This is a genomic window from Paraburkholderia silvatlantica (assembly GCF_003096715.1).
Lineage (GTDB): Bacteria > Pseudomonadota > Gammaproteobacteria > Burkholderiales > Burkholderiaceae > Paraburkholderia > Paraburkholderia silvatlantica.
In genome coordinates, this window is sequence record NZ_QEOL01000005.1 from 214,401 (window position 1) to 226,936 (window position 12,536).

The 12,536-nt window shown below is 65.4% G+C and carries 10 protein-coding genes; 7 read left to right on the plus strand and 3 right to left on the minus strand.

The genetic code is table 11. From position 1 onward, the window contains the following. Positions 1-54: 54 nt before the first annotated feature. Positions 55-882 carry a phosphonate ABC transporter ATP-binding protein gene (gene phnC, locus C7411_RS09140; RefSeq protein WP_110383488.1) on the minus strand — a complete coding sequence of 276 codons (828 nt, stop codon included), beginning with the start codon at positions 880-882 and terminating at the stop codon, positions 55-57. 404 nt (positions 883-1,286) lie between these two features. Here phnC and C7411_RS09145 point away from each other — a divergent pair, with 404 nt between their 5' ends. The 4 genes from C7411_RS09145 (at position 1,287) to C7411_RS09160 (ending at position 5,178) form a co-directional block, all read left to right on the plus strand. Next, positions 1,287-2,321, plus strand: coding sequence for a M14 family zinc carboxypeptidase (locus tag C7411_RS09145; protein WP_110383489.1), 1,035 nt, complete (start codon positions 1,287-1,289; stop codon positions 2,319-2,321). Then, positions 2,318-3,100, plus strand: coding sequence for an alpha/beta fold hydrolase (locus tag C7411_RS09150; protein WP_110383490.1), 783 nt, complete (start codon positions 2,318-2,320; stop codon positions 3,098-3,100). Before C7411_RS09145 ends, C7411_RS09150 begins: the two co-directional genes overlap by 4 nt. 97 nt (positions 3,101-3,197) lie before the next feature. After that, entirely contained in the window at positions 3,198-4,265 is a 1,068-nt protein-coding gene (gene selD / locus C7411_RS09155) for a selenide, water dikinase SelD (RefSeq protein ID WP_110383491.1), read from the plus strand. Positions 4,266-4,272: 7 nt separating this feature from the next. Further along, positions 4,273-5,178: a cation diffusion facilitator family transporter gene (locus C7411_RS09160; protein WP_110383492.1), complete on the plus strand. Its 906-nt coding sequence runs from the start codon at positions 4,273-4,275 to the stop codon at positions 5,176-5,178. Between the two features lie 202 nt (positions 5,179-5,380). Here the strand turns inward: C7411_RS09160 and C7411_RS09165 are convergent, their stop codons facing one another. Continuing rightward, positions 5,381-5,653, minus strand: a complete 273-nt coding sequence (locus C7411_RS09165; protein ID WP_110383493.1) for a DUF4148 domain-containing protein — start codon at positions 5,651-5,653, stop codon at positions 5,381-5,383. A 212-nt stretch (positions 5,654-5,865) separates the two neighbouring features. Further along, positions 5,866-6,870, minus strand: coding sequence for a LysR family transcriptional regulator (locus C7411_RS09170; RefSeq protein WP_110383494.1), 1,005 nt, complete (start codon positions 6,868-6,870; stop codon positions 5,866-5,868). A gap of 188 nt (positions 6,871-7,058) precedes the next feature. On the opposite strand from C7411_RS09170, the gene C7411_RS09175 reads away from it, so the two are divergent. The 3 genes from C7411_RS09175 to C7411_RS09185 all read left to right on the plus strand — a co-directional run bounded on the left by C7411_RS09175 (position 7,059) and on the right by C7411_RS09185 (position 12,528). Next, complete coding sequence (locus tag C7411_RS09175) at positions 7,059-7,952, plus strand: alpha/beta hydrolase (RefSeq protein ID WP_110383495.1); 894 nt, start codon at positions 7,059-7,061, stop codon at positions 7,950-7,952. Between the two features lie 69 nt (positions 7,953-8,021). Next, complete coding sequence (locus C7411_RS09180; protein ID WP_110383496.1) at positions 8,022-9,239, plus strand: efflux RND transporter periplasmic adaptor subunit; 1,218 nt, start codon at positions 8,022-8,024, stop codon at positions 9,237-9,239. A gap of 103 nt (positions 9,240-9,342) precedes the next feature. Next, a complete protein-coding gene (locus C7411_RS09185) occupies positions 9,343-12,528 on the plus strand; it encodes an efflux RND transporter permease subunit (protein WP_110383497.1) in 3,186 nt (1,061 codons plus the stop codon). The last annotated feature ends 8 nt before the right edge of the window (positions 12,529-12,536 follow it).

Sequence of the window (12,536 nt, forward strand, 5' to 3'; positions counted from 1 at the left end):
GGCGGTCCGTGGTGAGGGGAAACGTTGCGGGTTGGTAAAGGTTGGCTTGCGTGATCAGGCCGCGCGAGGCTGCGCACCGAAGCGCGTTGCCGCGGACGGCGCAGCATCGGGTTCGAGCAGCTCGCGTGCGGCGTTGCCATAAAGCTGCTGCAGCAGGGCGGGCGTGAGCGCCGACGATGCGCCGTCGTACACCACGCGCCCGTCGCGCAGCGCAATGGTGCGCGGGCAATACTCCATGGCGATATCCACCTGATGCAGCGAGACGACCACCGTCAAGCCGTGATCGCGGTTGAGCATGCGCATCATGTCCATCACGCGCCGCGACGATGCGGGATCGAGCGAAGCGATGGGTTCGTCCGCGAGAATGAGGCGGGCGCGCTGCACGAGCGCGCGGGCGAGCGCCGCGCGCTGCTGCTGGCCGCCCGAGAGATTCGAGGCGCGCTCGGCGGCCTTGTGCGCGATGCCGACTTCGCCGAGCGCAGCAAGCATCAGCTCGCGCTCGGCGCGCGGAAAGCGGCCCGTGAGGCGCCGCCACAACGGTAGCCGCGACAGTGCGCCGATCAGCACATTCGTTTCGACCGTGAGGCGATGGACGAGATTGAACTGCTGAAACACAAAGCCGATGTCGCGGCGAATGCGGCGCACTTCGCGCACGATGCGGCCGTCCTGCTGGATAGGACGACCAAGAATCTCGATGCGCGAAGGCTGCGGGTCGGAAGCCGTGAAGCCCGCAATATGGCGTAGCAAGGTCGATTTGCCCGAGCCCGATGCGCCGATGAGCGCGACCATTTCGCCAACGCCTACGCGCAGGTCGATCTCGTCGAGTGCCTTGCGGCCGCTGTCGAAGCTTTTCGAGAGGCGTTCGATGCGTATGGCGTCCATAACGATCCGTCGCTGTGTAGTCGAGGGCTCATTCTAGGAAGCGACTGTGACGGTTGAGTGAAGGTGTCGCGACGTCTAGACGACTACATGTTTTGCGGCCTCCACCGGCGCGGCAAAAATCGCGGGAGATGTGACAGAGGCATGACGCCAAACATCTGTCACGCTCAATATCATGGGAAGCGGCTATATTGATGGGCAGCGTACGTGCTGTCCCTGGTTTTCCTGACTTGTTGCTGACTCATTGTCGACAGGGGCGGCGCTCGCAAGGCAGTTGTAGACAATGCGGCCGCACGCGGCGGCCCCGATCTACGCGACCCGATCTGGGCGACCCGATCTGGGCGACCCGATCCGGGCGACCCGACCTGGGCGGCCCCATCCGAACGAGCGATGAAACCCGGCGCCATATGCAGGCACTGAGCTTCCTACCTGACAGCTTCGAGGAATACGAGGACCTCAAGACGATCCTCGATGCCGGCGCACGCTGGCTCGACATTCGCAGCGAGGGCGAAGTCGAGGTGCGCGGCCGCACGTTTCCTCTATATGTGGCGGCAATCGGTTCGCGCGATCCGGCCGCGCCCGGTATTGGTTTTTTCGGCGGCATTCACGGGCTCGAACGCATTGGCTCGCAGCTCGTACTCGACTACATGCGCGCGCTGGTGGGGCGGCTTGCCTGGGACGAACTGCTCCTGCGCCAGCTCGAGTCCGTGCGCATCGTGTTCGCGCCGATCCTCAATCCCGGCGGCATGTGGCTCGCCACGCGGGCGAATCCGAACGGCGTCGACCTCATGCGCAACGCGCCGCAGGATGCCGACGAGCGCGTGCCCTTTCTTGCGGGCGGCCAGCGTCTCGGCTCGTGGCTGCCGTGGTATCGGGGGCGGCGCGGCGCGGCCATGGAGATCGAGGCGCTGGCGCTGCTGAAGATCGTCGACGAAGAACTCACGCGGCGTCCGCTTTCCTTCGCGCTCGACTGCCATTCCGGTTACGGCTGGACCGACAGCATCTGGTTTCCGTACGCGCGCACGCGCCGCCTCATACGCCATCTGCCCGAAATGTATGTGCTCAAGACGATGTTCGAGCGCGCGCATCCGCATCACGGCTACACCTTCGAGCCGCAGAGCCACCAATATTTGCTGCACGGCGACTTGTGGGATTGCGCGTACGATCGCGCGCCCGGCAGCAACATCTTCCTGCCGCTCACACTCGAATTGGGCTCGTGGCTGTGGATCAAGAAGAACCCGCGCCAGATCTTTTCGCGCCAGGGCATGTTCAACCCGCTCCTGCAGCATCGCACCGCGCGTGTATTGCGGCGTCACGCGAACCTGTTCGAGTTCCTCACACGCGCCGCGTATTCCGCGCCGCGCTGGCTGCCCGAGGGCGTGATCCGCGATGAGGTGCTGAAAAGCGCGATCGGGCACTGGTACCGCAAGCCGGGCACATGAGCGAACCGTGGATCCTGCTGCGCGGCCTCACGCGCGAATCGCGCCACTGGGGAGCGTTCGCCGAATTGCTTGCGGCGCGCGACGGCGTGCTGCCCATCGACCTGCCGGGCAATGGCGCCGCGGCGCACGTCCGTTCGCCGCTCGCGGTGGCCGGCTACGTGGATGCGCTGCGAGCCGAAGCGCAGCGGCGCGGCGCACGCGCGCCTTACCGCGTGCTGGCGATGTCGCTGGGCGGTATGGTGGCGACGGCGTGGGCGCTGCGTTATGCCGGCGAAATCGGGCGGCTCGTGCTCGTAAACACGAGCATGCGGCCGCATAGCCGCGTATACGAGCGTTTGCGGCCTGCGGCGTGGCCCGCGCTCGTGCGCGTGGCGCGGCACTGGGATGGCGGCGACATGACCGAGACGCTGATCCACGGCCTCACCTGCGCGCGCCGCGATACGCTCGCTGCCGACCTCGAAACGTGGTGCGCGATCCGCGCGAGCGCTCATGTGAGTCGCGCGAACGCGCTGCGCCAACTGGCCGCCGCCGCGCGCTTCAAGGCGCGCGCCGTGCCGCGCTGTGCGGTGCTCGTGGTGTCGTCGCGCGGCGACCGGCTCGTGAATCCCGTGTGTTCGGCGCGGCTCGCGCGAGCCTGGGGGGCGCCGCACGTGGAGCATCCGTGGGCGGGGCACGATCTGCCGCATGACGATCCGCAATGGCTTGTCGACACGCTCCACGCGGGCCAAATCACGGCAAGCGCCGCGAACGCCGCGGGCCGGGCCGCCGGGCGCGGCTGAACGGTGCCGCGCCGCGTGCGCGCTGCCCGCATCGCCGGTCCGGCGATTGCCCCATAATACGCAAACTCATCCGGCACTTTCAGGACGATTTCCAGACATGAACGACAAACCCGCCATTGGCGCCGCCGTGCCGCGCCTCACGAGCCTTTCGCACGGCGGCGGCTGCGGCTGCAAGATCGCGCCGGGCGTGCTTTCCGCGCTGCTCGCCCGCAGCACGCCGCTTACCGCCGCGTTTCCGAACCTGCTGGTCGGCACCGAGACCGCCGACGACGCCGCCGTCTACAAGCTCAACGACGAGCAGGCCATCGTCGCGACCACGGACTTCTTCATGCCGATCGTCGACGACCCGTACGACTTCGGCCGTATCGCCGCAACCAACGCGCTCTCGGACGTCTACGCCATGGGCGGCAAGCCGATCCTCGCCCTGGCGCTCGTGGGCATGCCGATCAACGTGCTGCCGCACGACGTGATCGCGCAGGTGCTGCGCGGCGGCGAGGACGTGTGCGCGGCGGCGGGCATTCCCGTGGCGGGCGGGCATTCGATCGACTCCGTGGAGCCCATTTACGGGCTGGCTGCGCTCGGCGTGGTGCATCCCGAGCGCGTGAAGCGCAACGCGTCGGCACAAGCCGGCGACGTGCTCGTGCTCGGCAAGCCGCTGGGCGTGGGCGTGCTGTCCGCCGCGCTCAAGAAGGAAATGCTCGGCGACGCGGGCTACAAGGCGATGGTGGCCGCCGCGACCCTGCTCAACAAGCCGGGCGCGACGCTGGCGCAACTGCCGGGCGTGCACGCCATGACCGACGTGACGGGCTTCGGCCTGCTCGGCCACACGCTCGAAATTGCGCGCGGCGCGAATCTCACCGCGCGCGTGCATTACGCCGGCCTGCCGTGGCTGCCGGGCGTGCAGAAGTTCGTCGATGACGGTGTCTACACGGGCGCTTCGGGCCGCAACTGGGCCTCGTACGGCGACGCCGTCACGCTCGCGCCCAGCCTGCCCGAAAGCGCGCGCACGCTGCTCACCGACCCGCAAACCTCGGGCGGCCTGCTCGTGGCCTGCGCCCCGGAAAACGTGGAAGACGTGCTGGCGATCTTCCGCGCGGAAGGCTTTAGCGACGCGCGAGTGATCGGCGAACTGAGCGAAGGCCCGGCGCGCGTGGACGTCGCGTGAGGGCCGTATGAGCGGAGAATCGCCGAAAGCCATTTTCTACGCGCTTGCTGCGAACCTGGGCATTGCGGTCTGCAAGTACGCTGCCGCCGCGTTCACGGGCTCGGGATCGATGTTCGCGGAGGCGATTCACTCCACGGCCGACTGCGGCAATCAACTGCTGCTGCTCTTCGGCCTGCGCCAGTCGCGCGAGCCGCCCACGCCGCTGCATCCCATGGGCACGGGCCGCGCGATCAACTTCTATTCGCTGCTCGTGGCGCTGCTGCTGTTCTTCGTGGGCGGCGCGTTTTCGGTCTACGAGGGCGTGCATCGGCTGATTGCGCGTGAGCCGTTGCGATTCGTGTATGTGGCGCTCGTCGTGCTCGGTATTTCCGTGGTGCTCGAAGCGTTTTCGCTTTACGGCGCGATGCGTGAGATTCGCAAGGGCGCGCCCACGAAATCGCTGTGGCGCTGGGCGCGCGAAACGCGCGACTCCGACCTGCTCGTCGTAGCGGGCGAGGACATTGCCGCGCTGGCGGGTCTCGCCATTGCGTTCGCCGCCGTGCTGCTCACCGTGATTACGGGCAATCCGGTATGGGACGCGTGCGGCTCGATCGGCGTGGGCATTCTGCTCATGCTGATTGCGTGGTTCATCGCGCGCGAAGTGAAGTCGATGATCGTCGGCGAATCGGCAAGCCCGGAAATGCGGCGCGATATCGAATCGTTCCTGCGCGCGCGGCCCGAGATTCGCAGCATCATCAGCCTCATTACCCTGCAATGGGGCAGGGAGGTGATGGTGGCGGTGCAGTGCGAAATGCTCGACTACGACCACAGCCGCACCATGGTCGAAGCGATCAACGAGATCGAAGCCGATCTTCAGGCGCGCTTTCCCCTCGTGCGCTGGGTGTTCTTTGAGCCGGATTTCTTGAACCGGTAATGCAAGGGCCCGGCGGTCGCGAAGCCGCCGGGCCCTTTCGCACGTTTCACATCTTCACGTGCGCTTGAACTTTCAATGCCGGAACGGCGTCCACACGGGCGTGGTGTTGTCCCATTGCTCGAGTTCGGAAGGTACGATCGGATTCATGTTGGACTCCTTCGTTTTTCGTCCTGCAATCGAAATGCCGATGCGTCTCGCCGGCTTATTCGCCAGCCTGCGCAACACGTTGGGCTCTGTTCGCGCGGCCTTCCTGCAGCGCGATGCGTTGCGCTTGCGTGCGGCCGATCAGGCTTTGCTCGGGGTAGCTCGTCTTGTTCAGCGAAGGCAGCGTGCCGTCGCGATACGCGGCAACGATTTCCGCTTTCACTTCGGCACGGGTTTTCGGGGCGCTATTGTCCTGGGCGAACGCCGACGCGCTGGCGGCGAGCGAGAGAACGAGCGTGGCGCCAATGGCGGTTGCGAGAGTGCGTTTCATGATCTGCTCCTTTTGTACTGGTGCCACGTGGGGCGCGGCGACAGGAGCAAATGTAGTTGCGCAGCCGTTTGCGATAAACGGCCGGAACGCGAAAGCAATTGTTGAAAATCCGGAACAATCGCTGCGCCGCGCCCGCAAAGCCTTTGCGGGCGCGGCGTCGAGGGTTGGCGTAGCGCGGACGGCGTTACGCGGCCCGGCCTATGCGGCCCAACCTATGCGGCCCATTCCGAAATCACCGGCGTTTCGAGCGCAGGCGCGTTTTCGCGCTCTTCGAACGTGCGCATCGTGCAGGCCTTGTCGAGCGAGGCGCGGCCACTCAGGAGCGGGCAGCGATCGAACACTTCCGCGATCCAGTCCACGAACACGCGCACTTTGGGTGACAGATGGCGGCTGTGCGGATAGACGGCCGAAATCGGCATGGGCAGCGGCTTGTAGTCGGGCAGCACTTCGACGAGCGCGCCCGACTTCAGGTGCGGCAGCACCATGTAGCGCGGCCCCTGAATCAGGCCGAAGCCTTCGATGCCGCAGGTCACGTAAGCGTCCGCGTCGTTTACCGAGACCATGCTCTTGAGCTTGACTTCCACTTCCTTGCCGTCGACGAGAAACGCCCAGTCCATCACGCGTCCCGTGCGCGACGAGAAGTAATTCACGGCGCGATGCTCGGCCAGTTCTTCGAGCGTCTGCGGCGTGCCGTGGCGCTCCAGATACGACGGCGCCGCGCACGACACGCCTTCAAAAATGCCGATGCGCCGAGCGACCAGCGACGAGTCCTGCAGCGCACCCACGCGCACCACGCAATCCACGCCTTCCTGCAGCAGATCCACGGGGCGATCGGATAGCCCGAGTTGCAGGTCGATGTCCGGATAGCGCTGGTGGAACTCGCACAGCGACGGAATCACGATGAGCCGCCCGATCGAGCCGGGCATGTCGATGCGCAGTTTGCCGTGCGGTTTCCGGTTGCGATCCTGGAATGTGGTTTCGGTTTCCTCGACGTCCGCGAGAATGCGCACGCAGCGCTCGTAGTACGCGGCGCCGTCGGGCGTGAGCGATAGACGGCGCGTGGTGCGGTGCATGAGGCGCACGCCGAGAAACGCTTCGAGATTCTGAATGATCGTCGTGACCGAGGCGCGCGGCATGTCTAGCGTTTCGGCAGCGCGAGTGAAGCTGTTGGTATCGACGACGCGCGTGAATACCTGCATGGCCTGAAGGCGGTCCATTGCCACTCTCCAAAAAGCTTCGGTCGCACGGCGCGCGGCGTTCGAAAGAAACGCCCGCGCGGAAAGAGGAGACAGATTGTTCAGGTGCGCCGAATTGTGTTGCCGGATTATAGGCATTTATTTGCAAGTCTGCTGAACCCACAATTCGCCTCATTCGAATCTACTCTCGCGCATTGCGCCGATTTGACATGGATGTCTTTAAACGCCCAACGTCCTGGACCTCCGCGGAGGAGGCGCCGCTGGCCGAAGTGCCCGCGGCGCTGCCTGTTGCCGCGTCCGCCCGGACTGGCAAGGTGCGCGCGCTGCTCACGACCGACGTGGCAATCGAAGGCTACGCCCAGCAGATTCCGCTGCGCCTGTACCGCCCCGAAGCCGCAAATGGTTTGCCGGTGCTGCTCTATTTCCACGGCGGCGGCTTCGTGCGCGGATCGATCGAGGAAGCGGATGCGGTGGGGCGTCTTTTCGCAGAACGCTTACCGGCGCTCGTGGTGAGCGTGGGGTATTCGCTTGCGCCGAAGCACCCGTTTCCGGCCGCGCCCGAAGACGCGCATCGCGCCGCGCTGTGGGCCCTCACGCGGGCCCGCGCGTTCGGCGGCAATCCTAAGCGCGTGATCGCGGCGGGCCACGATGCGGGCGGCCAGATCGCCAACGTGCTCGCCTTCATGGGCCGCGATCGCGGCGACGTGAAACTCGCGGCGCAGGCGTTGTTTGCGCCGATGCTCGACCCGAGCCTCACGCGTCTTGGCGACGAGGCGCGCCTGGGCTCGGATATCACCGCAAGCGAATGCGCGGCGTGTTATCGCGCGTATCTGCCCGATGCGACGCAGCGCATGCACCCGTACGCCGCGCCGCTCGAGTCGCTGCGTCTTGGCGGCCTGCCGCCCACGCTCATCGTGACCGCACAGAACGACGTGCTGCACATCGAAGCGGAGAAGTACGCGAGCCGCCTGATCGACGCGGGCGTGCGCACCCAGGTGGTGCGCTACCCGAGCGTCTCGCACGCGAATCTCGCGGCGCATCCGGCCGCGCTCAGCGAAGCCGTACGGTTTTTCCATTGTTGCTTCGACGCGGGCGCGTCATAAGCGAAGCACCCTTGCGGCGGTGCTGCCGAGCCAGTGAAGAACAATCAACCATTATTTCTGGAGTCCGACATGTCACTTTTTTCGCAATCCCGAACCCGTATCGCGCTAGCCGTCGTTGGCGTACTGGTGGTCGCGGGCCTCGGCACCCTCGGGGCTATCCGCCTCGACTCGCACCCTGCCGTTGCCGCTGAAGCGCCGCCCGCACCCGAGGTCGATGTCGCACCCGTGCTCAATCGCACGATCACCGACTGGCAGAGCTACTCGGGCCGCATGGCCGCCGTCGAGAAAGTGGAGATACGTCCGCAGGTTTCCGGCACGATCGTCTCCGTGAACTTCCGTGACGGCGCGCTCGTGAAGCAGGGCGAAACGCTGTTCGTGATCGACCCGCGCCCGTATCAGGCGGCCGTCGATCAAGCCGCTGCGCAGGTTGCCGCCGCACAAGCCCGCACGGGCTACGCGCAAAGCGACTGGGAGCGCGCGCAGCGCCTGATTGGCGACAACGCCATCGCGAAGCGCGATTACGACGAGAAGCAGAACGCCGCGCGCGAAGCGAACGCGAACCTCAAGGCCGCGCAGGCCGCGCTCGAAGCCGCGCAGATCAACCTGGGCTACACGCGCATCGTCGCGCCGGTTGCCGGGCGTGTGTCGCGCGCCGAGATCACGGTGGGCAACGTCGTTTCGGCAGGGGCGAGCGCCGCGCCGCTCACGACGCTCGTTTCCGTTTCGCCCATCTACGCCGAATTCGACGCCGACGAGCAGACCTATCTCGACTACATCAGCCGCATGAAGGACGGCTCGAAGGTGCCGGTGGAACTGGGTCTGGCGAACGAGTCGGGTTATTCGCGCACGGGGACGATCGAGTCGGTGGATAACCGGCTCGACACCACGTCGGGCACGATCCGTGTGCGCGCGCGTTTCGACAACGCCGACGGCGCGCTGGTGCCGGGGCTTTACGCACGCATCAAGGTGAGCGGCAGCGCCCCGCACCCGGCGCTGCTCGTGGATGATGCCGCCATCGGCACCGACCAGGACAAGAAGTTTGTGTACGTCGTGGACAACAGCGGCAAGATCGCGTACCGCAACGTGCAAACGGGCGGCCAGCAGGGCAACCTGCGCGTGATTCTGGACGGCCTGAAGGCGGGCGACCACGTGGTGGTGAACGGCACGCAGCGCGTGCGCCCGGGTGTTGTCGTGCGCTCGCACATGGTGCCGATGAACGGCGACCCCGACGCCGATTCGGCCAGCACGGCAGCGAACTCCGCCGCCAAGGCAGCAAAAACATCCTGACGGGCGCAGGGCGCAGGCGATCGCGGCCTGCGCCTCTGAATCCATAAGGATGTCTAAGCAGAAAGATTCGCGTCAAATTGAGCGTCATGAACAAGAGCAACCCATGAACATATCGAAATTCTTCATCGACCGGCCGATCTTCGCGGGCGTGCTGTCCGTGCTGATCCTGCTGGCCGGCGTGATCGCGCTGTTCCAGTTGCCGATCTCCGAGTACCCCGAGGTCGTGCCGCCTTCGGTGGTGGTCCACGCGCAGTATCCGGGTGCGAACCCGAAGGTGATCGCCGAAGCCGTCGCTGCGCCGCTCGAGGAGCAGATCAACGGTGTCGAGAACATGCTGTACATGCAGTCGCAAGCCAATAGCGACGGCAATCTCACGCTCACGGTCACGTTTCGTCTCGGCACCGACCCGGACAAGGCCACGCAACTCGTGCAGAACCGCGTGAACCAGGCGCTGCCGCGCTTGCCGGAAGACGTGCAGCGTCTCGGCATCACGACCATCAAGAGCTCGCCTACGCTCACGATGGTGGTGCACCTGATCTCGCCGGACAACCGCTACGACATGACGTACCTGCGCAATTACGCGCTGCTCAACGTGAAGGACCGCCTTTCGAACATCCAGGGCGTGGGCGAGGTGCAGCTATGGGGCTCGGGCGATTACGCCATGCGCATCTGGCTCGACCCGCAGAAGGTGGCGCAGCGCAATCTCACCGCGAACGACGTGGTCAATGCGATTCGCGAGCAGAACGTGCAGGTGGCGGCGGGCGTGATCGGCGCTTCGCCTAGCGTGCCTGGCACGCCGTTCCAGCTCAACGTGAATGCGCGTGGCCGTCTGCGCACGGAAAGCGAGTTCGGCAACATCATCGTCAAGACGAATCCCGATGGCGGCGTGACTTACCTGCGCGATATCGCGCGTATCGAACTGGCCGCCTCCGAATACGGGCTGCGCTCGCTGCTCGACAACAAGCCGGCCGTTGCGCTCGCCATCAACCAGGCACCGGGTGCGAACTCGCTCGCGATTTCGGACCAGGTGCGCGCCGCCATGAAGGAACTCAAGCAGGACATGCCGGCTGGCGTGGATTACCGCATCGTCTACGACCCTACGCAGTTCGTGCGCTCCAGTATCGAAGCCGTGGTGCATACGCTGCTCGAAGCGATCGCGCTCGTGGTGATCGTGGTGATCGTGTTCCTGCAAACGTGGCGTGCCTCGATCATTCCGTTGATCGCGGTGCCGGTGTCGATCATCGGGACGTTCTCTCTCCTGCTTGCGTTCGGCTTCTCGATCAATGCGCTATCGCTGTTTGGGATGGTGCTTGCCATCGGCATCGTGGTCGACGATGCCATCGTGGTGGTGGAAAACGTGGAGCGCAATATCGCCAGCGGGTTATCCGCGCGCGATGCGACGTATAAGGCCATGCAGGAAGTGAGCGGGCCGATCATCGCCATTGCGCTCACGCTCGTGGCCGTGTTCGTGCCGCTCGCGTTCATGAGCGGTCTCACGGGTCAGTTCTACAAGCAGTTCGCGATGACCATCGCGATTTCCACCGTGATCTCGGCGTTCAACTCGCTCACGCTTTCGCCGGCGCTTTCGGCGCTGCTGCTGCGCGGTCACGGCGAGAAGGAAGACTGGCTCACGCGTGGGATGAACCTCGTGCTGGGCGGTTTTTTCCGCCGCTTCAACCGGGTGTTCCATCGCGGCTCGGAAAGCTATGGGCGCGGCGTGAACGGCGTGCTGCGCCACAAGGGCGCGATGCTCGCGGTCTATGTGGTGCTGATCGCCGCAACGGTGTTGATGGCGCGGGTGGTGCCGGGCGGCTTCGTGCCCGCGCAGGACAAGGAGTATCTGATCGCGTTCGCGCAACTGCCCAATGGCGCCGCGCTCGATCGCACCGAGAACGTGATTCGCGACATGAGCGCCATTGCACTGAAGCAGCCCGGCGTGGAAAGCGCCGTGGCGTTCCCGGGTCTTTCGGTGAACGGCTTTACCAATAGTTCGAGCGCGGGCATTGTGTTCGTCACGCTCAAGCCGTTCACGGAGCGCAAGGGCAAGGCGCTTTCGGCCGGTGCGATTGCGGGGGCGCTGAACCAGCAGTACGCCGGCATCAAGGATTCGTTCATCGCCGTGTTCCCGCCGCCGCCGGTGCTCGGCCTCGGTACATTGGGCGGCTTCAAGATGCAACTGGAGGATCATGGTGCGCTCGGCTATGAGGCGCTCAACCGCGCGACGCAGGACTTCGTCAAGCGCGCGGCACAAACGCCGGAGCTGGGCCCGACGTTCACCAACTATCAGATCAACGTGCCGCAGCTGAACGTCGATCTCGACCGCACGAAGGCGAAGCAGCTTGGCGTGCCGGTCACCGACGTGTTCGACACGATGCAGATCTATCTGGGTTCGCTCTACGTGAACGACTTCAACCGCTTCGGACGCGTGTATCAGGTGCGCGTGCAGGCCGATGCGCCGTTCCGCCAGCGGGCCGACGACATCCTGCAACTGAAGACGCGCAACGCCGCGGGCGAAATGGTGCCGCTTTCTTCGCTCGTCACGGTCACGCCCACGTACGGCCCCGAGATGGTGGTGCGCTACAACGGCTACACCGCGGCGGACATCAACGGCGGTCCGGCGCCCGGTTATTCGTCGGGCCAGGCGCAGGCGGCGGCGGAACGCATCGCGGCTGAAGTGCTGCCGCGCGGCGTGAAGTTCGAATGGACCGACCTCACGTACCAGCAGGTGCTGGCGGGCAATGCGGGCATCTGGGTGTTCCCGATCAGCGTGCTGCTCGTGTTCCTCGTGCTGGCGGCGCTCTACGAGAGCTTGACGCTGCCGCTCGCGGTGATCCTGATCGTGCCGATGAGCGTGCTGTGCGCACTGACGGGCGTGTGGCTCACGCAGGGCGACAACAACATCTTCACGCAGATTGGCTTGATGGTGCTGGTGGGGCTCGCTTCGAAGAACGCGATCCTGATCGTCGAATTTGCGCGCGAGCTGGAGCACGACGGACACACGCCGCTTACCGCTGCCATCGAGGCGAGCCGCATGCGTCTGCGCCCGATCCTGATGACGTCCATCGCGTTCATCATGGGCGTGGTGCCGCTCGTGCTCTCCAGCGGCGCGGGTTCGGAAATGCGTCATGCAATGGGCGTGGCCGTGTTCTTCGGCATGCTCGGCGTGACCGCGTTCGGCCTGTTGTTGACGCCGGTGTTCTATGTGGTGCTGCGCACGCTCGCGGGCGGCAAGATTCACGTCGCGCAGAAGGACAACGCGCGCAAGCCGCAGTCGATGGTCGATGCGTAAGGCGACAA

Coding starts and splice junctions, on each gene's coding strand:
- phnC (WP_110383488.1), bottom strand. CDS start 882: ATGGACGCCATACGCATCGAACGCCTCTCGAAAAGCTTCGACAGCGGC.
- C7411_RS09145 (WP_110383489.1), top strand. CDS start 1,287: ATGCAGGCACTGAGCTTCCTACCTGACAGCTTCGAGGAATACGAGGAC.
- C7411_RS09150 (WP_110383490.1), top strand. CDS start 2,318: ATGAGCGAACCGTGGATCCTGCTGCGCGGCCTCACGCGCGAATCGCGC.
- selD (WP_110383491.1), top strand. CDS start 3,198: ATGAACGACAAACCCGCCATTGGCGCCGCCGTGCCGCGCCTCACGAGC.
- C7411_RS09160 (WP_110383492.1), top strand. CDS start 4,273: ATGAGCGGAGAATCGCCGAAAGCCATTTTCTACGCGCTTGCTGCGAAC.
- C7411_RS09165 (WP_110383493.1), bottom strand. CDS start 5,653: ATGAAACGCACTCTCGCAACCGCCATTGGCGCCACGCTCGTTCTCTCG.
- C7411_RS09170 (WP_110383494.1), bottom strand. CDS start 6,870: ATGGACCGCCTTCAGGCCATGCAGGTATTCACGCGCGTCGTCGATACC.
- C7411_RS09175 (WP_110383495.1), top strand. CDS start 7,059: ATGGATGTCTTTAAACGCCCAACGTCCTGGACCTCCGCGGAGGAGGCG.
- C7411_RS09180 (WP_110383496.1), top strand. CDS start 8,022: ATGTCACTTTTTTCGCAATCCCGAACCCGTATCGCGCTAGCCGTCGTT.
- C7411_RS09185 (WP_110383497.1), top strand. CDS start 9,343: ATGAACATATCGAAATTCTTCATCGACCGGCCGATCTTCGCGGGCGTG.